We start from the raw sequence: 25,967 nt of genomic DNA on the forward strand, positions 1-25,967 counted from the left end.
CAATGTGAAAAAACATTGAGGAGGAAACTAAATGAAGCATATTAGAACTATCAACAGCAAAACATTATGTGAAAGTGTACAAAAGGGCGGTTGTGGTGAATGCCAGAACTCATGCCAGTCAGCATGCAAGACTTCCTGTACAGTAGCAAATCAGAAGTGTGAAAATGTTGAGAACAGCAGAGTAAAGCCGATGATTTCGCATAAAAACTTAATTTAAGGTAATAATAGGTTATAATAATTCATTTTTTTGTACATAGGCAGTAATATGTCGGTAAGCATGTAAGCGAACCAATATGTTACTGCTTTAAAACATTTTTAATGGAGGGCTTATGGTAGTATTGTACAAGCATTACAAGCCTGAGACAGAAAAAAGCGCATTCATCGCTGAAAGCAGTACCTTAATAGGCAGATGCTTTATAGGCGAGGACTGCAGTATTTGGTTCAATGCAGTGCTTAGAGCGGATGTCAATGAGATAAGGATTGGAAGAGGCACAAATATCCAGGACGGCTGCGTAGTCCACTGCGATCGTGATTTTAAAGTCAGCATTGGAGAAGATGTCACTGTAGGCCACAATGCAATTATCCACGGATGCACAATAGGCAGCAACTGCATTATAGGAATGGGGTCAACAGTGCTTGATGGTGCAGTTATAGGCGATAATGTAATAGTAGGTGCCAACTCATTAATCACCTCCGGTAAGATCATTCCCTCAGGTGTTCTGGTTATGGGGAGCCCGGCAAAGGTTGTCAGAGAGCTGACTTTAGACGAGATAGAAGGAATCCGCCACTCAGTAAAAGGGTATGTTACACTTTCTAAAGAATACACTGGTGGGATAGAATAGAGAAAAAAACAAATAATACATATGCAAGCTAACCTGGATAATGTGGAAACATTGGGAAAGGCAAAGCAGGACAATATTTCTTCTACATTGACTAAGAATTGCAAAAGTTATATAATAACCATTGTGAAATTAAATAAGGGGGAGTTAACAAATGAAGTCAAAAAGCCTAATAGTGTTTCTGGCAGTGGTTTTACTAATTTCATTTTTTGCGTATATAGCGGTCTACGGACTTAATATAGGAAAATATGAAATTTTGCCTGTGAAGCAGCTTATAAAATTGGGTCTCGATTTAAGAGGTGGAGCAACAGTACTTCTGGAGGCAAAGGACAATCCTAGTGATCCCGTAAATGAAGAGAAGATGACAAGAGCAGTTGCTACAATAAGAGAGCGTATAGATGCTCTGGGAGTAGCAGAACCTGTTATCACAAGAGTCGGAAAGAATAGAATAGAAGTGCAGCTTCCTGAAATCCAGGATCCGCAGAGAGCACTGGATTTAATTGGTCAGACTGCTCAATTGGAATTCATAGAAGAAGAAACAAAGCAGGTCATTTTAACTGGTAATGATATAAAGAAAGCAGAGGCGGAATTCGGACCAAGCAATGATGGACTTGGACAGGCACCAGTGGTATCCTTTGAGCTTTCACCTGAAGGGGCAAAGAAGTTTGCTGTTGCCACTGAAAGAAACGTAGGCAAGCAAATAGGAATTTATCTTGATAAGCAGCCAATATCACTTCCTACAGTACAGAGCGTAATTCCTGATGGGAAGGGTGTAATCACCGGTTCTGCAAATATGGAAGAAGCTGGGGACTTAGCTACATTGATAAGAGCCGGTGCGCTTCCGGTAGAACTGGAAACTCTTTCAGTAACAGCAGTTGGACCGCAGCTTGGTGCTGACTCCTTTGCTACTGCTCTCTATGCAGGTCAGGTTGGCATACTGCTGGTATTTTTATTCATGATATTTTACTACAGAGCGCCTGGCGTAGTGGCATGTATAACTCTAGTACTTTATCTTACACTTACATTATTTGCACTTGCAGCAATGAAAGCAACGCTTACATTGCCAGGTATTGCAGGTTTGATACTTTCTGTTGGTATGGCAGTTGATGCAAATGTTGTAATCTACGAGAGAATAAAAGACGAGCTGCATCTAGGGAAGACTTTGAGGGCAGCAATAGAGGGAGGCTTCAGAAGAGCTTTCCTGACCATATTTGACTCCAACTTTACTACCATAATAGCATGTGTAATACTCTTCTACTTTGGAGCAGGACCGATAAGAGGCTTTGCAATAACTCTTATTGTCGGTGTAATTTTAAGTATGTTCACCGCAATAACTATTACAAGACTTATGCTTAGGTTGCTCACAAGCAGCGGCATATTAAAGAGTATGAGATACTTTGGAGAAAGGGGAGTGAAATAGTATGAAAGCCATTAACTTTATGGGATATAAAAAGATATGGTTTGGAATATCGCTTACCCTATTGGCAATAGGCCTGGTATTTATGTTTATAAACGGCGGCTTGAATTTGGGTATAGACTTTAAAGGAGGTACCTCCATTCATGCTAACATAGGCAAGACCTTTGAGGTATCTGAAATAAGACAGATAATGGATAAGTATGATCCAGAAGCAACAATAACACATGCAGGTCCAAACAAGGATCAGGTTATAGTCAGAACTAAAGTGACCCTCGATAATGCAAAAAGGGCTGAAATAATTAAAACTTTTTCTGACAAATATGCCATAGATTCAAAGAATATTGCCTTTGAAACCATAGGGCCTACAGTAGGAAAAGAACTTTCAATACAGGCATTAATTGCGGTACTTCTAGCATTTGTAGGAATAATGGTTTATGTATCCTTTAGGTTTGAATGGAAGTTCGGCTTAGCTGCTATTACTGCATTGGTACATGACACAGCAATGATGGTTGCAGCATATGCAGTTTTCCAAATACCAGTAAACAGCACATTTATAGCTGCACTGCTGACTATAATAGGTTACTCAATAAATGATACGATAGTTATTTTCGATAGAATTAGAGAAAACCTAAAGCGCGAGCATGGCAAGAAGATTGACTATGATAAGCTGGTCAATGAGTCTGTAACACAGACTCTGGCACGTTCAATCAATACATCAGTGACTACATTACTTACAATATTTGCGCTATATTTCTTGGGCGTTCCTGCTATCAAGGAGTTTGCATTCCCAATGATTATCGGTATAATAAGCGGTTGTTACTCAACAATATTTATAGCAAGTCCGTTGTGGGTAATATTCCGACAAAAAATCAAGCTCGGCGGAGCAATCTAAGCTGAAAGCATTTAAGGTAACAGTTCAATACTGTTACCTTATTGGTTTTTGTACTTTTATTTAATATATTGAACGCATTAAGAATTCGTATAGGGATTAGTGCGAATTCAATAACATTAAGGAAACATTTGTGCGAAAGTTGAATACTTTATGTAAAATGTATTTCGCAAAATGTGTAGTTGAAGTAATGACTAAAAAGAATTATATTAATATTGTCAGGGTTGACTGCTTATTAAAAGTACAGGAGGGATTCATATGCAGGTTATTATTGTTATTTCATTGATTTTTTCAGTTTTCATAGCATTTTTTGCAGTACAGAACGCAGGGGTAGTTGCAATAAATTTGCTATGGTATACGGTAAGTCTGTCGCAGGCGGTGGTAATACTCTGCTCTGCGCTGTTCGGCGTGCTTATTATGCTGCCTTTTGACGTGGCGAGAACGATCAAAAACAAGCTTAAGATTATGGAGCTGTCCGGGGAGATTAAAAGGCTTAAGGAAGAATTAAAGAAAACAGTTGAAGAGAAAGAAATCCTGCCGGAAAAATCTCAGGTAGAAGAAGTGGTTAATATCACAGAAAAACAGTAATTTAAATTGAACGCACTTAAGCTATTATATAGAGTATAGTGCGAATTCAATAACAAATAATGTAACCGTTTCGCGGAATTTGATTGAATTTATATTTGTTTTCCGCAAAACGCCTTATTGAACGCACTTAAGGTATTATATAGGGTATAGTGCGAATTCAATAATAATAAATGAAACATTTTGCGAAATCTGAATGACATAACAATGGATATTTCGCAAAACGTTTAGATAGGCATGTGATGAGTATTGAACAAAAGATGGACAACTTACGATAAAAGTGTAGAAAATATCGAAATTATTATATCAGAATTCCAGATACCGGAGATAATAGCAAGAGCATTAATCAATAGGGGTATCAACACTGTCCCGCAGGCAAGGGCTTTCTTGAACACTGATTTGGGTTCTCTCCATGACCCGTACCTTATGAAGGGAATGGATCAAGCTGTCGGGAGAATATTGGAAGCTGTAAAGTGCCAAGATAAAATATGTGTATATGGTGATTATGATGTTGATGGAATTACATCAACGTCCCTGATGATAAGAACACTGAAAGAACTTGGCTCAGATGCAGTTTATTACATACCCAACAGGATTGAAGAAGGTTACGGGCTGAGCATCAGTTCTATGGACAAAATAAAGGAGCTTGGTGTAAGCCTTATAATCACAGTTGACTGCGGCATTAGGTCCAATGAGGTAGTTGATTATGCACAGAGCTTGGGAATGGAAGTAATAGTAACAGACCATCATGAATGCGAAGGTGAACTGCCCAAAGCATTAAGCATTGTCAATCCGCATCAGCCTGAATGCAGCTATCCGCACAAGGGCCTGGCAGGAGTCGGTGTTGCATATAAGCTGATAAGCGCACTGCTTTCCAGAGCGGGAAATGATACTTTTGCAAAAGAACTGTTGGATATTGTTTCTATTGGTACAATAGCTGATGTAGTACCTCTTTTAGATGAAAACCGTATAATTGTGAAAAACGGCCTAAATAGAATAAAAGACACCAATAATGAGGGGATAAAGGCGCTTCTTGAGGTATGTGGATTGAGCGGCAAAGAGCTTAATGCATACAATGTAGCCTTCATGCTTGCCCCTAGAATTAATGCAGCAGGTAGAATCGCGGATGCATCAGAATGCGTTGAATTGCTGCTTACCAATAGCGCTGGCAGAGCGATGGAAATAGCCAAGAAGCTGGATTCAGACAATAAGGAGCGTCAGGCAATAGAAAATGTAATACTGAACAGTGCAGCAGCCATAATCGAGAAAACAGTGGATGCAGATAAGGATAGGGTTTTAGTGCTGGGCAATGAGAATTGGCATATAGGGGTTGTTGGTATTGTAGCTTCACGGCTGGTAGATAAGTTTTATCTTCCGACCTTCATAATGTCTATAGATGGGGAATTTAGCAAGGGTTCGGCAAGAAGTATTCCCGGTTTTAATTTATTCGAGGCCATGTCCAAGCATAGTGATATATTTGAAAAGTATGGTGGACATGAAATGGCAGCGGGTTTTACAATAAAGACTGAAAGAATTGATGAGCTGCGGAACAGAATGAACTATGAAGCTGAAAGCGCAATGGGCAAGGAGAAGCTTCTGCCAGAGATTTTAGTAGACTATAAGCTAGTACCGGGGGATATTAATCTGAATACTGTTAGACAGCTAAAAGTCTTAGAGCCCTTTGGAATTGGCAATCCCAGCCCACTCTTCGTATATAGGGGACTAAAGGTATTGTCCTCCAGGGCAGTAGGAAGTGAGAGCAAGCATCTTTCACTTATGGTTTATGACGGCGTAAATGAAATCAAATGTATAGCTTATAACTTTGGCAATATACAAAAAGTATTATCAATTGGTAAAAAAATTGATATAATATGTAGTGTTGAAAACAACATTTGGAACAACATTGAAAGTGTACAGCTAAACATAAAGGATATCAAAATTACAAAATAATAAATGGGGGTAGTACTTATGGATTTAGAAAGGTATATAAGAGCAATTGAAGATTTCCCTAAGGAAGGTGTAAGCTTCAAGGATGTGACGACGCTTCTGAAAGATGGGGATGCTTTCAAATATGCTATAAAATCCATTGCGGATAGATTAAGGGATCTTAATGTAGATGTTATAGTAGGGCCTGAGGCAAGGGGATTTATATTCGGAGCACCTGTGGCATATGAGCTTGGTGTTGGCTTCGTTCCGGTCAGAAAACCCGGCAAGCTTCCGGCAGAGACACTCCGCTACGAGTATGAGCTGGAGTATGGGATGGACGCTCTTGAAATTCATAAGGATGCAATAAAAAAGGGTACAAGGGTGGCAGTGGTAGATGACCTGCTTGCAACCGGAGGCACTATCCTTTCTGCAGTAAAGCTTGTGGAACAGCTTGGCGGAGAGGTGGTTCATATCGGGTTTCTTATCGAACTGGAATTCTTGAATGGAAGAGATAATCTAGAGGGTTACAATATTAGCTCAATGATTAAATACTAGGGCAATCATTAATATATGAGAAATATCAAATTTTATATTTGATAAATATAGACAAATATACTAGAATAGATGTAAATAAATTAAAGCTGGTGTTACCAGCTTTTTTATTAATACTCAAATATGCAGTAAAATAAACGCTCTAAAAGTTGGTGTTGTTTATGCTACAGGATTTAATAGATATAATAAAAAAATATAACCCTACCAATGATACAGAAATCGTTGAAAGGGCTTATAACTATGCCGTAAAAGCTCATGACGGACAAAAGAGGATCTCGGGGGAGGATTATATCATTCACCCGGTTGAAGTGGCGAAAATATTGGCTGAACTTAACATGGACAATATAACAATAGCTGCTGGAATACTGCATGATGTTATAGAAGATACAAAATGCACTTATGAGGACTGCAAGAATCTTTTCGGTGAAGAAATAGCGATGCTTGTAGATGGCGTTACCAAATTGGGAAAGCTGGAGTACAAGACAAAAGAGGAGCAGCAGGCCGAAAGCCTCAGAAAAATGTTCATAGCTATGGCAAAGGATATCCGGGTAGTGCTTATTAAGCTTGCTGACAGGCTTCACAATATGCGTACCCTAAAATATATGCCTCCTGAAAAACAGAGAGAAAAAGCCAAGGAGACAATGGAAATATATGCCCCTATAGCCCACCGGCTAGGAATATCAAAGGTCAAGTGGGAGATGGAGGACCTTGCGTTAAGGTACCTTGAGCCAAAGGAATATTATGAATTGGTGGAAAAGGTAGCTAAAAAGAGGAAGGAACGCGAGGAAGAAATCAATCATGTAATTGAACTGCTAAAGGAAAAGTTCAAGGAAGTTGGAATTGAAGCGCATATCGAGGGAAGGCCCAAGAGCTTCTACAGCATATATAGAAAAATGTACTATCAGAATAAGACTTTTGAGCAGATATTCGACCTTACTGCAGTTAGGATAATTGTTGATACGGTCAAGGACTGCTATGGAGTGCTGGGTATAGTCCATACTTTATGGAAGCCAATACCGGGCAGGTTCAAAGACTATATAGCCATGCCAAAGCCTAACATGTACCAGTCCCTCCATACAACTTTGCTTGGCTCTGAAGGACAGCCCTTTGAAGTTCAAATAAGAACATGGGAGATGCACAGAACCTCAGAAATAGGTATAGCGGCACACTGGAAATACAAGGAGGGTAAGACCTCCCAGTCAGAGTTCGACGAGAAGTTAAAGTGGCTGAGGCAGATGCTTGAATGGCAGAATGAAATCAAAGACACCAGAGAGTTCATGGAAACCTTGAAGGTAGATCTTTTCACAGATGAAGTATATGTGTTCACTCCAAAGGGTGATGTTGTGGATTTACCGGTAGAGTCAAACCCTATAGATTACGCATATAAAATTCACAGTCAAATAGGCAACAGGTGCATTGGAGCGAAAATAAACGGAAGAATAGTTCCCTTGGATTATAAACTGCAGAATGGGGATATTGTTGAAGTAATCACTTCGGCTGCTGCCAATGGTCCAAGTCGTGACTGGCTGAAAATAGTAAAAAGCTCGCAAGCGAAAAACAAGATAAGGCAGTGGTTTAAGAAAGAAAAAAGAGAAGAGAATATTCAGAAGGGAAAAGAACTTCTGGAGAAAGAAGTACGCAGGAATGGTTACACTGCAGCCCAGCTTTTAAGGCCGGAGTGGGTGGAGGCTATATACAAGAAGTTCAGCCTTCACACTATAGATGATTTATATTCTTCTCTGGGTTATGGAGGTTTGTCCCCCAACCAAGTTATAACAAAGCTGAAGGAAGAGTTCAGGAAAACCCAAAAGCTTGAGGAGAGGGAAGAAGAAGGCATTGAGCGCCAAGTGGAGAAGGCGCAGGAAAGACAAAAAAGGCATAGTGGTGCAGGTGTCAAGGTAAAGGGCGTGGAGAATATATTGATAAGGTTCTCCAAATGCTGCAACCCTGTACCTGGTGATGAGATAGTAGGATATATTACAAAGGGCAGAGGGGTGTCAGTGCACCAGAAGGATTGTCCGAATGTAGCAGATCTTATGAACGAGGAGGAAAGATTCATAGAGGTTGAATGGAATGCCCAGACGAAAGTTTCATATAATGCCGATTTAGAAGTAAGGGCAACTGACAGGAAGGGACTTCTAGCTGAGATAACCACTATTATTGATGAAAGCAAAGTAAATATTAACGCTTTCCACTCGAGAACAACTAAGGATAAGATAGCAATCATTAATTTCATACTGGAGATTTCAGATATTGAGCAGCTTAACAAGCTCATAAGGAAATTCAGGAAAATAGAAGGTGTAGTGGACGTATATAGGGCGAAGCAGTAAAAACAGGTTTCGAGGTTACGGGGTTTCGAGGAGTAGGGGCGATTCATGAATCGCCCCTACAGGCATCGAGGGCTAACGTGCCACGAGCCAAAATACACAGGAGGGATTATCATGCGCGCAGTTATACAGAGAGTAAACAGTGGAAGTGTTACTGTTGATGAGAATATTGTAGGGAGTATAGGCAAAGGTTTTGTTGTACTGCTGGGTGTCAGTGAGAAGGATACGGCAGAGGATGTGCTGTATATGGCTGATAAGATAGTGAATCTGAGAATATTTGAGGATGAGGATGAGAAAATGAATCTTTCCCTGCTTGACATAAAGGGAGAGCTTCTTATAATATCGCAGTTTACACTGTATGGGGATTGCAGGAAGGGCAGAAGACCGAATTTTATGAGCGCTTCAAGACCTGAAAAGGCGGAAGAACTCTATAATGAATTGGTTAAGAAATGCAAGGAAGTGGGCGTAAAGACTGAAACAGGCACCTTTCAGGCATATATGAAAGTGAAGATTGAAAATGATGGGCCTGTGACAGTGATTGTGGATAGCGAAAAGCTTATTTAAGGAGAGAATAGCATGGAGTTTAAAAGACTACCTTTAGGAGTATACCAGGCAAACTGCTATATTTTATTCGATGAAAATACAAAAGAGACGGCAGTAATTGACCCGGGAGGGGATTTTCCAGAAATAAAAAGCTTTATTGAAGAGAACGAGTTGAAGGTAAATTATATTATTATCACCCACGGTCATGGAGACCACATCGGTGCACTCAGGGAATTGAAGGACTACACCAATGCGGTTGTTTGCATACACAGTGAAGACAATGAAATGCTCAAGAACAGCAGAATGAATTATTCAGCAGAGATGGGTTATCCACGTGTTGAAATGTCAGCTGACAAGCTGCTGTCGGATGGGGATGAACTGATACTGGGTGGCACCAAGCTAAGTATCATACACACCCCCGGGCACTCTCGCGGAGGAATATGCATATATTCCGAGGGCAGTCTGTTTTCGGGAGATACTCTGTTTGCTTGTTCTATTGGGCGTACTGATTTGGAAGGCGGGTCTATGGATGGAATCATTGATTCTATCAAAGGCAAACTTTTAACTTTGCCTGAGGCTACTGCGGTATACCCAGGACATGGGCCATCATCTACAATATTAACGGAAAAAAAGAGAAATCCTTTTCTCCAGTAAGGCTTTCACAAAAATACATTATATAAAAGACTTATGAAGTATTGGTCAATCGATGAATATGCTTAGTTCAAAAGGATAGACTAATATTATAAACACCTGTGCTGGGGAGGTTTTTCTATGAGTAAGTCTTCTAAGAAAGCTTTTAGTGAGAAGTACAAAAACAGGCCGTCTCAGGAATACGGCGAGTTGATAGACATGATAGAATCAGGAATGGAAGATTATGAAATAGCAGATGAGCTTGGAATGACTTCAAACTATGTTTCTGATATAAAGAGACAAATATACAATGATATGATTTAGGGGAAGCTATGATTGGAATTAAACTTGAGAACCATGATTATTACAATGAGGCCGCTGATATTGTAAGGATGTACTTCGGGAAATGTGAGATGCAAAGATTGGAAGGAGCTTTGGCGGACAGCCAAAGCTTTTTACAGGTTCATGATGTGTTTATCACAAGCAGTCTCGAAATAGCAGGAGTAAGCTGTACCTGCATCTCCAGGTATCAGAGTCTGCAAAAGCAGGAGGAAGTGATAATTAAAAGCACCATAGAGCTTCCTGATAACAAGGCCTTGAAGCGTTTAATAAAAAAGTCCATGTACTCCCTATTATCAGAAGTATTTGAAAGGGAATATCCATGGGGTATACTTACTGGAATAAGACCGGTGAAAATAGTTCACGAGCTCATTAACAGCGGGTTCAAGGAAGCTGATATTCCTGGCATGCTGACAGAGGAATATCTTATGAGTGAGGATCGGGCCCAGCTGGCAGTTGAAATCGCGGGCATTGAGAGACCATTTGTCTTTCCCGTAGATGATGCCGCACTGAGTATATATATTGGCATACCTTTTTGCCCAAGCAGATGTCATTATTGCTCCTTTACCTCCAATTCAATAAGCGTATTGCACGCCTATGTGGAGCCTTATCTGGACAGCCTTATTAAAGAAATCCAAAGGGTTTCGGAATATCTTAACAAGACGGACTACCGAGTACAGACAATATACATAGGTGGCGGTACACCTACAGCCTTGAACGCAGAACAGCTTGAAAGACTAATGCAATGTATAAGCCTCTGTTTTGGACAGCAGGCTGATGAATTCACCTGTGAGGCAGGCAGGCCTGATTCCATTACAAAGGAAAAGCTTCAAGTGTTATTAAAGTATAATGTCAGCAGGATTAGCATCAATCCGCAGACTATGAATGATGCAACTCTGAAGTCCATAGGAAGAGCACACAGCACCGAACAGATTGTAGAAAGCTTCAGACTGGCAAGGAATGAAGGTTTTAATAATATCAATATGGACTTGATACTGGGGCTTCCGGGAGAAAGTATGGAGCAGCTGACTCATACGCTGAAAGAGATAAAGAAGCTCGGCCCCGAGAGCGTTACAGTGCATACCATGGCTATAAAGCGAGCCTCAATATATAACGAAGAGTTTAAGAATTCGACAATTGCTGATGATGAGAATATATCAAACATGATGGACTATACAAAGAAATTCCTGAGAGAAATGGGTATGCATCCATATTACTTATATAGACAGAAGCATATGCTGCAAAACCTTGAAAATATTGGCTTCTCAAAAAAAGGATTTGAATGCATTTATAATATGCAGATTATTGAGGAAAAGCAGACAAATGTTGCCTTTGGCGCTGATGCTGTAACCAAGATTTTTATAAGCAAAGAGAACCGAATAGAAAGGCAGCACAATATAAAGGATGTTAAGCTCTATATTGAAAATATCGAAGAAATGATTAGTAAAAAGCTAGATATTTTGGAACAGCTAAGGAAAACATATTGACATAAGTGGAACTCAATATTATAATAATACATTAATATACCATAATTAACTTTGAACGGGAAAGTAGGCATTTAATGCTATACAGGGAGAGGATATCTGAGTGTTTTGCACTTTGACTGGAAGTATCCTTATGGTTTAGAATGCTGAAGGACACCCGGGAGTTCGGCCGCTGAACACTATTTTAGACGATTAGGCTGCCGCGTATATTCTGCGTTAAAGAAAAAAGATGGATTTTCCAAACAGGGTGGCACCGCGGGATAATAACTCTCGTCCCTGACAATATGTCAGGCACGGGAGATTTTTGTTTTTGTAAAAATAATATTAGGGGTGGTTTTCATGTTAACACAAGCGCCAAAGGGCACAAAGGACGTATTGCCGGCAGAGGTTTACAAGTGGCATTATGTTGAAGGCATAATCAGGGAAATATGCACCTTGCATGGATACAGGGAGATTAGGACACCTGCCTTTGAGCATACAGAGCTTTTTGAGAGGGGTGTTGGTGAGACTACCGACGTTGTTCAGAAGGAAATGTACACCTTCATGGACAAAGGAGGAAGAAGCATTACGCTGAAACCAGAAGGCACATCCCCTGCTGTAAGGGCATTTATTGAACACAGTATCTTTAATGAACCTCAACCGACGAAGGCCTTCTATTTCACTCCGTGCTTCCGCTATGAGAAGCCGCAGTCCGGAAGGCTTAGAGAACATCATCAGTTCGGAGTTGAAGCCTTTGGAACCTCAGACCCATCTGTTGACGCAGAGATTATAAATATTGCAATGATGCTGTATGGCAGATTGGGAGTCGGAAATCTGGAGATAAGGATAAACAGTGTAGGCTGCCCCAAATGCCGGGCGGAATATAATAAAAAGCTCAAGGATTACCTTGCCGGCAAGCTTGGCAATCTTTGCGAAACCTGCAAGGACAGATACAACAAAAACCCAATGAGGATAATTGACTGCAAGGAGGAAAGGTGCAAGGAGCAGCTTACTGATGTACCTTTCATACTTGATAATGTTTGTGATGAGTGCAAAGAGCATTTTGAAGGCCTCAAGAGCTCACTTGAGATTTTGGGACTGACATATGTGGTTGATCCCAGAATAGTAAGGGGTCTTGACTATTATTCCAAGACAGCCTTTGAGATTGTGTCTAAGGACATTGGAGCACAGGGAACGGTATGCGGAGGCGGCAGATACGACGGATTGATTGAGGAATGCGGTGGTCCTGGCACACCGGGAATGGGTTTTGGACTTGGACTTGAAAGACTTCTGCTGGTTGTTGAGAATCAGGGGGTTGAAATTCCGGTACCTGCTTACATGGATGTTTATATAGCAAACATGGGGAGAGATGGAGCGGAGGAAGCACTTAGGCAGATAAACAAATTAAGAAAAGAAGGTATAAAGGCTGAAAAGGATTATATGGGAAGAAGCCTTAAAGCCCAAATGAAATATGCAAACAAAATAAATGCAAAGTATGTGGTTGTGCTAGGTGAAGAGGAAATAAAAAGCAGCAGGATAAAGGTAAAGGATATGAGCAACGGCAGTGAAGATGAGATTGATCTACCGGCACTTGCAAGTTATATAAAGGAAAAATGTCCCTTCCAGGCGTAGCCTGTCAGCATTGAAGCTTCACTTCAATGAATGGACAAATTAATGAAATTTTTAATAAATTAAAAACTATATTGAACGCACTAAAGTGCGAATTCAATAACAAACAAGGAAACATTTACGCGGAATTTGAATTAATAATGAAAAATGTATTCCGCGAAATATTTAGGAGGCGAACAGGAATGGCAAGAATAAATAGAACACATATGTGCGGAGAGTTAAGCCAGGATAACCTTGGAGGAAAGGTAATCATTACAGGCTGGGTTCAAAAAAGAAGAGACCTTGGAGGACTTATATTCATAGACCTCAGGGATAGAAGCGGCATTGTACAGTGCACTATAAATAAGGACATAACTCCTGATGTATTTCAAGAAGCTTTTAAAGTGAGAAGCGAGTTTGTACTTGTTGTAAAAGGTGAAGTTGTTAATAGGTCTGAAAGTGCTATAAATAAGAAGATGCCAACCGGCTATATTGAAATTGCGGTAAGCAGTCTTGAAATACTGAGCAAGGCCGAGACAACACCAATTTATATTGAGGACGATTTGAATGTCTCTGAGCAACTTAGACTGAAGTACAGGTATTTGGATCTTAGAAGACCTTCTATGCAGAAAATTTTATTCACAAGGCACAAAATAGCAAAAGTAACAAGAGACTATATGGATCAGAACGGTTTTGTGGAAGTTGAAACTCCAATATTAATAAAAACATCTCCTGAAGGAGCTAGAGATTACCTGGTACCAAGCCGGGTGCAGCCGGGAAACTTCTTCGCACTGCCCCAATCTCCTCAGCTTTTCAAACAGATACTTATGGTGGCCGGTTTCGATAGATACTTCCAGATAGCTAAATGCTTCAGAGATGAGGACTTGAGAGCTGACAGACAACCGGAGTTCACTCAGATAGATATGGAGCTTTCCTTCGTGGAAAAGGAAGACGTAATGGAACTCAACGAGGGACTGCTTAAGAGTCTTTTTAAGGAAGTGCTTGATGTAGAGATTCAGACCCCTTTCAAGAAGCTCACGTACAAGGAAGCTATGGAACGTTATGGTTCTGATAAGCCAGACACAAGATTCAGTCTGGAGCTTAAGGAAATAGGCGATTTAGTTGCAAGCTCAGAGTTCAAAGTATTTGCAGATACTCTTGCAAATGGCGGCATAATAAAGGCAATAAACGCAGAAGGACTGGGAGAAAAACTCAGCCGTAAAGAGATTGACAGCCTTGGAGAGTTTGTGAAAATATATAGGGCAAAGGGTTTAGCTTGGATAAACATTACTTCAGAAGGTGTAAAATCACCCATAGCAAAATTCCTAAAGGAAGAGGAGCTTAACGGAATAATTGAAAGAGTCGGTGGAAAACTAGGAGATATAATATTTATTGTCTCCGATAAAGAAAAAGTAGTCTACGACTCACTGGGACAGTTGAGATTAGAGCTGGCAAAACGTTTTGGACTCATCGACAACAGCAAATACGATTTATTATGGGTAACAGAATTCCCTCTATTGGATTTTGATGAGGAAGAAAACAGATATGTGGCAATGCATCACCCATTTACAAGCCCTATGGACGAAGATTTGGAGCTCTTGGAAACTAATCCTCTCAAGGTTAGGGCAAAGGCTTATGACGTAGTTCTGAACGGTTATGAGCTGGGTGGAGGAAGCATCAGAATCCATAGGCAGGAGCTTCAGGAGAAAATGTTCAAGCTCTTGGGATTCTCACACGATCAGGCTTGGAGTAAGTTCGGCTACCTGCTGGAAGCCTTCAAATATGGCACACCACCTCACGGTGGGTTGGCTTTTGGTCTCGACAGGATTGTAATGCTTTTCACTGGCACGGATAACATTAAAGATGTAATTGCATTCCCAAAGACACAGACAGCAAGCTGCCTTATGACAAATGCTCCTTCACCTGCGGATGCAAAGCAGCTGGAAGAATTGCATATTGAAGTAAAAGAATAATAACAGTGCAATAATCATTGCTAAAGCAACCCTGCTATGCTCGTTTCTGCTATTAATATAACGGCATTGCAGGGTTTTTTGGAGGTAATATATTTGAATCAATTTTCAAGAACGGAACTTTTACTCGGCAAAGAAGGAATGGAGAAGCTGAAAAAAAGTACAGTTGCAATATTCGGAATCGGCGGAGTGGGGGCTTATACAGCTGAAGCGCTATGCCGGTGCGGTGTTGGCAGACTGGTGCTTATTGATTATGATGATATCTGCCTGACAAACATAAACAGGCAGATTCATGCAACAAGGAAAACAGTAGGTAAACCGAAAGTAGATGCTATGAAGGATAGACTTATGGAAATAAACCCTGATGCTGATATTATACTGCGTAAGGAGATGTATAACGAAGAGACTTCAGAAGCATTGCTGCTGCCGGAATACGATTATGTGGTAGATGCGATTGATATGGTCACCTCAAAAATCAATCTTGTAATGAAATGCATTGAAATGAATATACCGGTAATAAGCTGTATGGGAGCGGGCAACAAGCTTGACCCCACAAAGCTGGAGATCACTGACATATATAAGACCTCTGTATGTCCTCTTGCTAAGGTAATGAGATATGAGCTCAGAAAAAGAGGGGTTAAGAAGTTGAAGGTCGTGTATTCCAAGGAGGAACCAATTACTCCTCAAAAGGATGTTGCCGACTGTAAGACAAACTGCATTTGCAGCAACAAAGAGACTGCAAACTGTACGAAAAGAAGGCAGATACCCGGCAGCATTTCTTTTGTACCATCAGCAGCCGGCCTCGCAATTGCATCAGCTGTTGTAAGGGATATACTAGGGCTGAAGTAAGGGTATTCCTTAGGGGAGGCTGCGCGTTACGCGTTTCGAGTTGCGCGTGTTTCAGTCGGGCTATGGAGTGAAGAAATTGATGATAGGAAAGTCTTTAGTTTCTAGATTCAAGCCTAAACTTCGAAGAACAGGCTTCAATCGCGAAACGCGAAACGCGTAACCCGTAACAAAAATATTGACAAATATTTTTTAAGTACTATAATAGCATTAGGATACGGATACGGGGTATAGGAGGCGATGATTTGGATAATAAGGAAGTCAGTAAAGCGGACATTCTCAATAGAATGAAAAAGATTGAAGGACAGGCTAAAGGGATACAGAAAATGATTGAGGAAGACAAGTGCTGTGGTGACATAATGGTTCAGATTTCTGCCATCAGGTCTGCAATAAACAGGGTTGGCGGCTTTATAATGGACAGATATATAAAAGAGTGTCTGAAGGATTCTCTTAAAAATGATAAAAGTGGTGAAAAAGTCGAGGAAGTTATAGAAACAATTGTAAAATATGTTAAGTAAAAGGGCTGGTACTAAGGATGAAAGAGATAGGTAAAGTAATAAAGATAGAAGAGGATCAAGCTACAATAATGATTCAAAGAAGCACTGCCTGTGGAGAGTGCGGAAATTGCCAGGTAGGCAGGGAAAAGCTGCAAATGGTAATGACGGCAGACAACGAGGTGGGAGCTAAGGTTGGGGATGAAGTGGAAATAGACCTGGAAAATGTGAATTTTATGACAGCAATGCTTATAGCGTATGGATTTCCGCTTCTTGCACTGATGGCTGGAATATTTGGAGGTTACTATGGCTTGCTGGCTTTGGGTTTAAGTGACGGTACTGCACAAGCATTGGGATCAATAATAGGCTTGGTTGCGTTAGCAGTTTCATATGCAGTTATAAAATATAAGGATGATTCAATTAAAAAAATGAAAAAGTTTAAACCCGTAATAGTAGGAATAAAAACAAAAGACAGCATATAATGGCATCTCTGCATTTGTTTAATAATTTATTAATTTTTAAAATGGATAAAATAAAGATATGCGACAAATCTGTTTGTATAAATTTTTGGCAGGTTTTTGAAAGGAGTATCAATAAGTGAGTAAAAATATTCAAATAGTAAATCAGCAGAATTTTGACAATGAGGTATTAAAATCTGACACGCCAGTATTGGTTGACTTTTGGGCAGCATGGTGTGGTCCTTGCAGGATGGTATCACCAGTGATAGACCAGCTGGCTGATGAGTATGAAGGGAAGCTAAAAATAGCCAAAGTAAATGTGGATGAGAATCCTGAACTAGCAGGCAAATATGACATTATGAGTATACCGTCGGTATTCCTGTTCAACAATGGCAGCAAAGTGGACGGAGTGATTGGTGCAAGACCCAAGCAGGCATTTGAGGATATGATAAAAAAGCATGTATAATTTAAAGGAAGCGCTTATATGCAACTATAGGCGCTTCTTATTCTGTATATAAGGAAATTAAATATGTTAAAGTATAAACAAAGCTTTATTGGTATTTATTTCTATGATATGATTATTTCTAATTAGCTGTTATGTTGGTTTTTAATATGGAACAATATATGTAAATTAGAACAGGAGGAAATGCAAATGAGACTTGAAAACATTAAAGCTTTTGATGGAGAAATTGCCGATGCGATTCTAAAGGAACTTGATAGAGAAAGAAACAAAATAGAGTTGATAGCATCAGAGAACTTTGTATCGACCGCTGTCATGGATACCCTTGCTACAGTGCTTACAAACAAATATGCAGAGGGATACCCAGGCAAGAGATACTATGGTGGCTGCGAATATGTGGATATAGTTGAGGATCTTGCGAGAGAACGAATGAAGACCTTGTTCGGAGCGGATCACGCAAATGTTCAGCCTCACTCTGGCTCCAGTGCCAATGAAGCTGTGTATTTTACTGTGTTGAATCCTGGGGATGTTGTAATGGGAATGGATTTAACTCATGGAGGGCATCTGACTCATGGAAGTCCTGTTAATATTTCAGGAAAATATTTTAAGTTTGTACATTACGGAGTTTCACAAGATACTTGCAGGATTGATTATGATAATGTCAGAGCTATTGCTAAAGAAAGCAAGCCTAAGCTCATTGTAGCTGGCGCAAGTGCATATGCAAGAAGCATAGACTTTGCGGCTTTTAAGGAGATAGCAGATGAGGTTGGAGCACTATTAATGGTAGATATGGCTCACATTGCAGGTCTTGTTGCAGCCGGACTGCATCAGAACCCTGTGCCATATGCTGACTTTGTGACAACAACGACTCACAAGACCTTAAGGGGGCCAAGAGGCGGCGCAATACTTTGCAAGCAGGAATATGCCAAGGCTATAGACAAATCGATTTTTCCGGGAATGCAGGGTGGACCGCTGATGAACACAATTGCTGCGAAAGCAGTATGTTTCAAAGAGGCTATGAGTGAAGAATTCAAGGAATATCAGAAGCAGGTAATCAAAAATGCTTCAACTCTGGCAGCGGCTTTTACAGATAAAGGGATAGACATAGTTTCTGGCGGTACTGACAATCATATGATGCTCTTGGATTTGAGAAACAAGAATATAACAGGTAAAGACACTGAAAGAATGCTTGATGATATTGGTATAACTACCAATAAGAATACAATTCCCTTCGATCCTCAGAGTCCTTTCATTACCAGCGGAATAAGAGTAGGAACGCCTGCGGTGACCACAAGAGGCTTCAAGGAAAAGGACATGGTGGAAATAGCTGATATAATTGCTTTAGCCATTGCAAAACCGGAATCAAAGGCAGAATGCAGCAGCAGGGTGAAAGCATTATGTGATAATCATCCGTTATATCCTGACTTTAAATATTAATCCGGTATGGGTGTAGGGGCGATTCATGAATCGCCCCTACAGGCTTCGTAGGCTCAGCAAAAAGCATGAGCCACGCGGCACATAGCACAAGGTAAAAATTCCATTTCCCGTTATATCAAATAATTGTTATAATAGAGGTATGTCCGATATGATTTTCATAAAGGCCATACCTTTTTAATTTTTAGTGAGGTAATGATATGACGATGAATTTTATTTATAAATCAATAATCGATACAATAATAAAAAATATAGATATTGGAATAAATGTGGTTGATGATACGGGCAAGACAATCATTTACAATCAATCTCTGGCTGACCTTGAAGGGCTGGATGTCAATGAAGTAATGGGCAAAAGCATTCTCGACATTTTTCCCAGTCTGACGCCGGAAACCAGTACACTGTTGACGGTGCTTAAGACCGGCAAACCCATATATAACACGTATCAAACATATTTAAACAATAAAGGCAAGCAGATAAATACCATAAACAGCACAATACCTATTATGATTGCTCCAGGCAAGCATGGGGCACTGGAGATTGCAAAAAATATTACAAAGGAAAAGGAACTGTCGGATAAGCTTGTTTATCTGCAGCAGGAGCTTGCCAGCATAGATATAGACGATAAGGGACTCAAGGGCTATACCTTCAGGAGCCTCATAGGTGCAGAAGAGAAGTTCCTTAATGCCATAGAAATAGCCAGGAAAGCCGCAATGTCATCCTCTACAGTGTTGATATTTGGTGAGACCGGCACTGGTAAGGAGCTCTTTGCACAGAGCATCCATAATGAGAGCAGCAGAAAACACAAGCCATTGATAGCTCAAAATTGCGCAGCACTGCCTGAGTCCCTTCTAGAAGGAATACTTTTTGGAACCGTAAAGGGAAGCTTCACAGGTGCTATTAACAGACCCGGCCTTTTTGAACAGGCAAATGGAGGAACACTGCTGCTGGATGAAATAAACTCCATGGGGCAACAGCTTCAAGCTAAGCTATTAAGAGTACTGCAGGAGGGATATGTAAGAAGAGTAGGGGGCCTTGAGGAAGTACCGATTGATGTAAGGATAATAGCGACAACCAATGAAGGCCATACTGATATACTGCAGAAAGGAATTATCAGGAAGGATTTGTATTACCGGCTGAATGTTATATCAGTCAATATACCCTCCTTAAGGGGAAGAAGAAGCGATATTCCTATTCTTATGGATCACTTTATAAAAAAGTACAATAACATACTGCATAAGGATGTTTGGTATTGCTCCAATGAGGTAAAAGAAGCCTTTCTGAATTATGATTGGCCCGGCAATGTAAGGGAGCTTGAAAATGTAATAGAAAGTGCTATAAACATGATTAACAAAGGACACATCATAAAGCCGGAGCATATATCTCTGGACATGTATGATATACTTTTCAAATCCAATAAGAACAAGTACAGTTTGCACATAAACGAGAAGCAGTCTCTTGACAAGGTGCTTGAGGAAGTTGAACGGTCGCTGATATTGGAAGCCTTGAAGGAAAGCGGAAACAATGTATCCAGAAGCTCGGAGAAGCTGGGGATAAAGCGTCAGACTCTGCAGCACAAGCTGAAGAAATACGGAATAAAGATATAGAAGGCTCTTAGGGAGCCTTCTATATCTTTATAAACACAGGTTTTCTGTCTTTGAAAATTGTATAATACTTGAAGCCCATATTTGAAAGCAGTGTCAGGGCGCTATTGAATTCATAACCTAAAGTGGTAGGGATGTGTGAGTCGGAGCCTAAAGTAATTATTTCTCCTCCGAGAAAACGATAAAGCTTGAGTATATCCGGCAGTGGATGGAAGGAAGATAGACCGTATCGAAGTCCGGAGGTGTTAACCTCTATGCCTCTATTTGAATTAACAAGCTTGGACAGCACATTATGTATGAGTCCCTTATAAACATCATAGGAAAACCCCTTTTCATTCTTATAAAGGTATCGTCTGATACCATCCAAGTGTCCAAGCACATCAAAGTCTTTGAAATTGTCAATACACTGAAGCATGTCCCTGAAATAATTAAGAATGCCTTCATCATGTGTTATCCCATCAAGAAATGACCCATCATATAAATCCTTTTTATTAACACAATGTATCGAGCCTATTATAAAGTCAAAATTCTTGTCTCTAAGAAGAGCTTCATCTTGAGCGATGATATGAGGCTGCATTCCCAGTTCTATTCCTGAATATATTTCAAAATCCTCAGGAAATAAAGCTCTGATACTGTTCAGTTCATTTATATAATCAGTGTATGAGAAATCAAAACTGATCTGTGTGCTAGGATAATCCAAGTCAACATGATCGGTAAAGCATATGCCCTTTAAGCCTGAGTTCTTTGCGGCCTGAGCCATTGAAAGCATGGATGCGTTTGAATCGTTCGAAAAGTGTGAATGAATATGAAAATCGTACATGATTATATCTCCTTATAGTGCATATATAGATAAATATCTAGTAAATAATACATACAAGATAATTTTATGATTAATATAGAACAAAGTCAATGATGTTATCAGAGCTGATGAATGAAAAGTGCAAAATTATTTGCAGTGTTCCAATTTTGACACAAATGACTAGTGTATAGGATAAAAATGCATTTAAAAGCCTATAAAAGCAATATGCAAATATATTTGCGCACACGCAAATATATTTGCATATTTATGGTCTGTTATATTATTCTGAAATCTCAGGTTTTAAAGTAAGAATTTGAAATGTGCAGTAATATCAATGCTTACGAATAATACTTCAATAATTTTGTTAATAAAATAATTTGGCATGAAGTTTGCTATATATAAATACTAGTGACTATAATTATGAATAGGAGGCTTTACATAATGAGAAAAGAGAACATAAAGGTTATTATCTGGGGATTAGGCGCAATGGGCGGCGGAATTGCGGATATGCTGCTTAAGAAAAAAGGTGTTGAAATCGTTGGTGCCGTGGGCAGAGGAGAAAAAATCGGCAAGAGCATGTATGACTACATCAAGACTGAAAGAGGCAGCAGACCGGACGTAATAATCGGCACTATGGAAGATGTAATAAAAGAGAAGGCAGCAGATGTTGTACTGACTTGCACAGATTCTTTTACCGCAAAAGCGTTTGATAGAATAAAGTATTGTTTGGAAAAGAAGATAAACGTAATATCCAGTGCAGAACAAATGGCTTATCCTAAGGCTCAGGAACCTGAACTTGCAAAGGAACTGGATAAGATTGCAAAAGCTAATGGTGTAACTGTTCTCGGTACAGGAATCAATCCTGGACTCATGATGGATCTCCTTGTTGTAATTTTCACTGGCGCATGTGAAGAGGTGGAACACATTACAGCAAGACGTGTAAACAGCTTGTCGCCATTCGGACCTGCAGTTATGGAAGAACAGGGAATAGGCATAACAGTGGATGAATTTAATAATGGTGTTAAAACAGGAAAGCTTGCTGGTCATGTAGGCTTTGCAGAATCAATAGGAATGGTATCGGATGCTATAGGCTGGAAGCTTAGCGACTTCAAACAGAGCATGGAGCCAATAGTAACTGAAGTTGACAGAAAGTCTCCATACGGCTTTGCTAAAGCTGGAGATGTTGCAGGCTGTGCAATGAAGGGCTTTGGTTATGTTGATGGTGAGCTGAAGATTGAAATGGATCATCCACAGCAGATAGAGCCTCATCTCGGAGGTACTGAAACTGGAGACTATATAATAATAAAAGGTACACCAAATGTAAATATGGCCAATAAACCAGAAATACCTGGTGGAATCGGTACAATTGCTATGTGTGCTAATATGATTCCTCATGTAATAAATGCAAGGCCGGGTCTGAAGACTATGTTAGACCTTCCAGTGCCAAGAGCAATAATGGGTGACATGAGAGAAATGATAGAAGAATAAGAACAAAAAGCGAGGGACATAGAATTTATGCTACACATAAATATGTCCCTCGTAAGTTGTCAAGGATGTATTGGTAAATTTTATATATATTCAAACCAATATATGTAGTTTAATCACAACAAGAAAAGGAGTCGAATACAGGTGGAAAACGTAAAGGTAGCAATTTGGGGATTTGGAGCAATGGGAAGCGGTATGGCAAGGATGCTTCTCACAAAGCAGGGAGTAGATATAGTCGGTGTATGCGACATGCATCCTGAAAGAGTTGGCAAAAGCATTTATAGTATTTTAGATGTAGCAAAAGGCAGCAGAGATGAAGTAATTATTAAAGCAAATATTGATGATGTAATATCCGAAGGAAGCTGTGATGTTTGTCTGTGTGCAACGGACTCTTATACCGAAAGAGCATTTCCTAGGCTGAAGCATGTACTTGAAAAGAAAATCAATGTAATATCAACAGCAGAAGAAATGTCATATCCTCAGGCTCAAAATCCTGTACTTGCTGCAGAATTGAATAAGATAGCAGAAGCAAATGGTGTGACTGTACTTGGAACAGGTATCAACCCTGGACTAATAATGGATCTTTTGGTTGTGTGCTTAACAGGCTGCATGACAGATGTGACCCATATAGAAGCAAAAAGAGTGAACAGCTTATCGCCCTTCGGACCTGCAGTTATGGAAGAGCAAGGAGTAGGCATCACTGTCAAAGAGTTTGAAGAAGGCGTTAAGAGTGGAACACTAGCAGGCCATGTTGGTTTTGCAGAGTCAATAAACATGATTGGTGATGCAATTGGTTGGGAAGTAGAGAAATTCGAACAGCAGATGAAACCAATTGTGACTAAAGTAGATAGAAAATCCCCTTATGGCTTTGCGGCAGCAGGAAATGTTGCGGGAGTTAACATGACTGGTCAGGGCTATGTTGACGGAGAAGTAAAAATCGATATGATCCATCCACAGCAGATTGAGCCGGAAATGGAAGGGACACAGACTGGAGACTATATTACAATAAAAGGTACTCCTGAGGTCAATATGGCAATAAAGCCTGAAGTTCAAGGCGGATTAGGCACTATAGCAATGTGTGTAAACATGATTCCCCAGGTAATTAACTCGGAACCTGGATTAAAGAGTATGATAGATCTTCCTATACCAAGAGCAATAATGGGAGATATGAGAAAGTTTATAAAGAGAAATAAAGGAGTGTTGTAAAATGAACTCAGCGAAAAAAGGTGACTGGGTACAAATACACCAGATTGTCCTTAAACCTGAGGAGAGAGCACCACAGGTTCCAGACGACACCAAGAAGGTACCTCTGGAGCTTTGGGTAAAGGGCATAGCTCTTCAAGATGCTAAAATTGGTGCGATAGTTGAAATCGAAACCACCACAGGGCGAAAGGTTAAAGGCGAGCTGACAGCAGTAAATCCCAGATACGAGCATGACTTTGGTCAATTTATACCTGAGCTTTTAAAGGTAGATATGCAGCTTAAGGAAATACTCTTTGGAGGTGATTCAAATGAGTAAAGATATGTCATACGCAGCAGTCATGGGAAGAAAAAATGAAATAATGAAGCAGGCAATAGGCATTGACTATAGTGTATTTGAATCAGGAAGCATTTCCTTTGATTATGAGAGAATGATGAGAGAAGCCGGATATACATTGGAAGAAATGCAAAAGATACAAGCTGAAACAAGTGTAGGAAATACGCCAATTGTAGAACTTAGAAATTTAACTGAATTAGCTAGAAAGATAGCTCCGAAAGGAAAAGGAGCAAGGATTTTCATAAAGGATGAAGCAGTAAATCCTTCTGGAAGCTTTAAAGCAAGAAGAGCAGCTACTTCTGTTTATCATGCAAAAAAGAATGGTTATAAAGGAGTAATAACTGCTACAAGCGGCAATTATGGTGCGGCAGTGGCATCACAGGCTGCAAAGAGAGGGCTGAAATGCATTGTTGTACAGGAATGCTATGACAGCAGGATGATAGGACAGCCTGAAATAATGGAAAAACAGCGCGCATGTGAAGCATATGGCGCAGAGGTAGTTCAGCTTACTGTTGGACCTGAGCTTTTCTACACATTCCTTAATTTGCTTGAAGAAACAGGTTACTTTAATGCATCATTATATACACCTTTCGGAATTGCTGGGGTTGAAACCTTAGGCTATGAGCTTTCCATGCAGTTCAGAGAAAAACTGGGCAAGGATCCTGACAAGGTTGTTATAACAAATGCAGGGGGCGGTAATGTGACAGGTACTGCAAGGGGACTGATAAAAGCAGGTGCAAAGGATGTTGAAGTCGTTGGCGCAAGTGTTGACCTTTCAGGCCTTCATATGGCTTCTGACAAGGACTTCAATAGAAAATCCTTTACAACTGGACATACAGGCTTTGGAATACCATTTGCAACCTGGCCTGACAGGGCGGACGTTCCAAGAAACGCGGCAAGGCCTCTCAGATACCTAGACAGGTATGTGCTTGTAAAGCAGGGCGAGGTATTCTATATAACAGAAGCACTCTCAGTGCTTGAAGGATTGGAAAGAGGACCTGCAGGAAATACATCACTCACAGCAGCCTTTGCTTTGGCACAGGAAATGGATGAGGATCAGATCATAGTTGTTCAGGAAACTGAATACACAGGTGCAGGAAAGAGTCCGATGCCCCAGCTTAGCTTTGCAAAAGAAAACGGTATTGAGATATTGTTCGGTAATCCTGACCGTGATGAACCAGGCAAGAACATTATACTTCCGGCTCATCCATCAGATATTAAGGTAAGAGATTATGAAATAGACAAGGCAAGAGCATCTTATATAAAGAACTGTATTAACAATTACAAGGTAACAGAAATCACCAAAGAAGACCTTGATTTCCTTATGAAGGAAGTAAAAGCAGATAGCAAGTTTGTAGAAGACATATTAAAAAATTTGAACGTAAAAGTGAAATAAATGGAGGGATAAGAATGAAACGTGCTGATGATTACGAGGTAAGGAGAGAGCATCTTAAAAACCTTACTGACGATGAGTTGAAAAAGAAATTCTGGGATCTTGCAGAAAAAGTAGTTGAGCCAATGCTTGAGCTTGGTTACAAGAACACAACTCCGGCAATAGAAAGAAGTATTCTTCTTAGAATGGGTTTCTCAAGTCTTGAAGTAAAGCCGATCGTAGAAGGCGTTATTAAAAAGGGACTTATGGGAAAGGGTGCAGGTAATGTTGTATGGAGACTTTCCAAAAAGCTTGGAGTTTCTGTACGAGAAGCTGGCCTAAGTCTTTCTGAAGGCAAAAATTGGGATGAAGTCGAAAAATTGTTTTAAA

Annotated in this window: 26 protein-coding genes and 1 other annotated feature; of the genes, 25 read left to right on the plus strand and 1 reads right to left on the minus strand. The window is 40.1% G+C overall.

All coding sequences use genetic code 11. The features are described from left to right. Positions 1–31 precede the first annotated feature (31 nt). From scfA to VEB00_06990, 20 genes are all read left to right on the plus strand, one after another. Entirely contained in the window at positions 32–217 is a 186-nt protein-coding gene (gene scfA / locus VEB00_06895; protein ID HYF82737.1) for a six-cysteine ranthipeptide SCIFF, read from the plus strand. 112 nt (positions 218–329) lie between these two features. Continuing rightward, the gene (locus VEB00_06900; protein ID HYF82738.1) at positions 330–842 is read left to right on the plus strand and encodes a gamma carbonic anhydrase family protein; all 513 of its coding nucleotides are present in this window, start codon (positions 330–332) and stop codon (positions 840–842) included. Between the two features lie 151 nt (positions 843–993). Beyond that, entirely contained in the window at positions 994–2,259 is a 1,266-nt protein-coding gene (secD, locus tag VEB00_06905; protein ID HYF82739.1) for a protein translocase subunit SecD, read from the plus strand. A gap of 1 nt (position 2,260) precedes the next feature. Further along, a complete protein-coding gene (gene secF / locus VEB00_06910) occupies positions 2,261–3,148 on the plus strand; it encodes a protein translocase subunit SecF (GenBank protein ID HYF82740.1) in 888 nt (295 codons plus the stop codon). A gap of 255 nt (positions 3,149–3,403) precedes the next feature. Continuing rightward, positions 3,404–3,733 (plus strand): LapA family protein, encoded by a 330-nt coding sequence (locus tag VEB00_06915; protein ID HYF82741.1) that lies wholly within the window; start codon positions 3,404–3,406, stop codon positions 3,731–3,733. Between the two features lie 246 nt (positions 3,734–3,979). Next, positions 3,980–5,680 carry a single-stranded-DNA-specific exonuclease RecJ gene (recJ, locus tag VEB00_06920; GenBank protein HYF82742.1) on the plus strand — a complete coding sequence of 567 codons (1,701 nt, stop codon included), beginning with the start codon at positions 3,980–3,982 and terminating at the stop codon, positions 5,678–5,680. An 18-nt stretch (positions 5,681–5,698) separates the two neighbouring features. Further along, positions 5,699–6,211 (plus strand): adenine phosphoribosyltransferase, encoded by a 513-nt coding sequence (locus VEB00_06925; GenBank protein HYF82743.1) that lies wholly within the window; start codon positions 5,699–5,701, stop codon positions 6,209–6,211. Between the two features lie 158 nt (positions 6,212–6,369). Then, on the plus strand, positions 6,370–8,538 hold the full coding sequence (locus VEB00_06930) for a bifunctional (p)ppGpp synthetase/guanosine-3',5'-bis(diphosphate) 3'-pyrophosphohydrolase (protein ID HYF82744.1): 2,169 nt from the start codon (positions 6,370–6,372) through the stop codon (positions 8,536–8,538). 111 nt (positions 8,539–8,649) lie between these two features. Next, positions 8,650–9,099 carry a D-aminoacyl-tRNA deacylase gene (dtd, locus tag VEB00_06935; protein HYF82745.1) on the plus strand — a complete coding sequence of 150 codons (450 nt, stop codon included), beginning with the start codon at positions 8,650–8,652 and terminating at the stop codon, positions 9,097–9,099. A gap of 12 nt (positions 9,100–9,111) precedes the next feature. Beyond that, positions 9,112–9,732: an MBL fold metallo-hydrolase gene (locus tag VEB00_06940; protein ID HYF82746.1), complete on the plus strand. Its 621-nt coding sequence runs from the start codon at positions 9,112–9,114 to the stop codon at positions 9,730–9,732. A 117-nt stretch (positions 9,733–9,849) separates the two neighbouring features. Further along, the gene (locus VEB00_06945) at positions 9,850–10,032 is read left to right on the plus strand and encodes a hypothetical protein (protein HYF82747.1); all 183 of its coding nucleotides are present in this window, start codon (positions 9,850–9,852) and stop codon (positions 10,030–10,032) included. An 8-nt stretch (positions 10,033–10,040) separates the two neighbouring features. Beyond that, positions 10,041–11,534 (plus strand): coproporphyrinogen dehydrogenase HemZ, encoded by a 1,494-nt coding sequence (gene hemZ / locus VEB00_06950; protein ID HYF82748.1) that lies wholly within the window; start codon positions 10,041–10,043, stop codon positions 11,532–11,534. 42 nt (positions 11,535–11,576) lie between these two features. After that, positions 11,577–11,812, plus strand: a binding site (T-box leader). A 58-nt stretch (positions 11,813–11,870) separates the two neighbouring features. Next, positions 11,871–13,142: a histidine--tRNA ligase gene (gene hisS / locus VEB00_06955; protein HYF82749.1), complete on the plus strand. Its 1,272-nt coding sequence runs from the start codon at positions 11,871–11,873 to the stop codon at positions 13,140–13,142. A 179-nt stretch (positions 13,143–13,321) separates the two neighbouring features. Next, positions 13,322–15,091, plus strand: a complete 1,770-nt coding sequence (gene aspS / locus VEB00_06960; GenBank protein HYF82750.1) for an aspartate--tRNA ligase — start codon at positions 13,322–13,324, stop codon at positions 15,089–15,091. A gap of 36 nt (positions 15,092–15,127) precedes the next feature. Beyond that, on the plus strand, positions 15,128–15,937 hold the full coding sequence (locus VEB00_06965; protein ID HYF82751.1) for a tRNA threonylcarbamoyladenosine dehydratase: 810 nt from the start codon (positions 15,128–15,130) through the stop codon (positions 15,935–15,937). Between the two features lie 242 nt (positions 15,938–16,179). Beyond that, the gene (locus VEB00_06970) at positions 16,180–16,452 is read left to right on the plus strand and encodes a metal-sensitive transcriptional regulator (GenBank protein HYF82752.1); all 273 of its coding nucleotides are present in this window, start codon (positions 16,180–16,182) and stop codon (positions 16,450–16,452) included. Positions 16,453–16,469: 17 nt separating this feature from the next. Further along, positions 16,470–16,910, plus strand: coding sequence for a SoxR reducing system RseC family protein (locus VEB00_06975; protein HYF82753.1), 441 nt, complete (start codon positions 16,470–16,472; stop codon positions 16,908–16,910). 115 nt (positions 16,911–17,025) lie between these two features. Next, the gene (gene trxA / locus VEB00_06980; protein HYF82754.1) at positions 17,026–17,352 is read left to right on the plus strand and encodes a thioredoxin; all 327 of its coding nucleotides are present in this window, start codon (positions 17,026–17,028) and stop codon (positions 17,350–17,352) included. Between the two features lie 186 nt (positions 17,353–17,538). After that, the gene (gene glyA / locus VEB00_06985; GenBank protein ID HYF82755.1) at positions 17,539–18,783 is read left to right on the plus strand and encodes a serine hydroxymethyltransferase; all 1,245 of its coding nucleotides are present in this window, start codon (positions 17,539–17,541) and stop codon (positions 18,781–18,783) included. 197 nt (positions 18,784–18,980) lie between these two features. Next, a complete protein-coding gene (locus VEB00_06990) occupies positions 18,981–20,387 on the plus strand; it encodes a sigma 54-interacting transcriptional regulator (protein HYF82756.1) in 1,407 nt (468 codons plus the stop codon). Between the two features lie 19 nt (positions 20,388–20,406). On the opposite strand, the gene VEB00_06995 is transcribed toward VEB00_06990, so the two are convergent. Further along, positions 20,407–21,204 carry a histidinol-phosphatase HisJ family protein gene (locus VEB00_06995; protein HYF82757.1) on the minus strand — a complete coding sequence of 266 codons (798 nt, stop codon included), beginning with the start codon at positions 21,202–21,204 and terminating at the stop codon, positions 20,407–20,409. Positions 21,205–21,624: 420 nt separating this feature from the next. Between VEB00_06995 and ord (VEB00_07000) the strand changes: the two genes are divergently transcribed. The 5 genes from ord (VEB00_07000) (at position 21,625) to VEB00_07020 (ending at position 25,966) form a co-directional block, all read left to right on the plus strand. Next, complete coding sequence (ord, locus tag VEB00_07000; GenBank protein HYF82758.1) at positions 21,625–22,671, plus strand: 2,4-diaminopentanoate dehydrogenase; 1,047 nt, start codon at positions 21,625–21,627, stop codon at positions 22,669–22,671. Between the two features lie 141 nt (positions 22,672–22,812). Further along, on the plus strand, positions 22,813–23,874 hold the full coding sequence (gene ord / locus VEB00_07005; GenBank protein HYF82759.1) for a 2,4-diaminopentanoate dehydrogenase: 1,062 nt from the start codon (positions 22,813–22,815) through the stop codon (positions 23,872–23,874). 1 nt (position 23,875) lies between these two features. Beyond that, on the plus strand, positions 23,876–24,187 hold the full coding sequence (ortA, locus tag VEB00_07010) for a 2-amino-4-oxopentanoate thiolase subunit OrtA (GenBank protein HYF82760.1): 312 nt from the start codon (positions 23,876–23,878) through the stop codon (positions 24,185–24,187). Further along, on the plus strand, positions 24,180–25,601 hold the full coding sequence (gene ortB / locus VEB00_07015; protein ID HYF82761.1) for a 2-amino-4-oxopentanoate thiolase subunit OrtB: 1,422 nt from the start codon (positions 24,180–24,182) through the stop codon (positions 25,599–25,601). Before ortA ends, ortB begins: the two co-directional genes overlap by 8 nt. A gap of 14 nt (positions 25,602–25,615) precedes the next feature. Further along, a complete protein-coding gene (locus VEB00_07020) occupies positions 25,616–25,966 on the plus strand; it encodes an ornithine aminomutase subunit alpha (protein HYF82762.1) in 351 nt (116 codons plus the stop codon). Position 25,967 lies beyond the last annotated feature (1 nt).

Source organism: Clostridia bacterium (assembly GCA_035628995.1).
Lineage (GTDB): Bacteria > Bacillota > Clostridia > Lutisporales > Lutisporaceae > BRH-c25.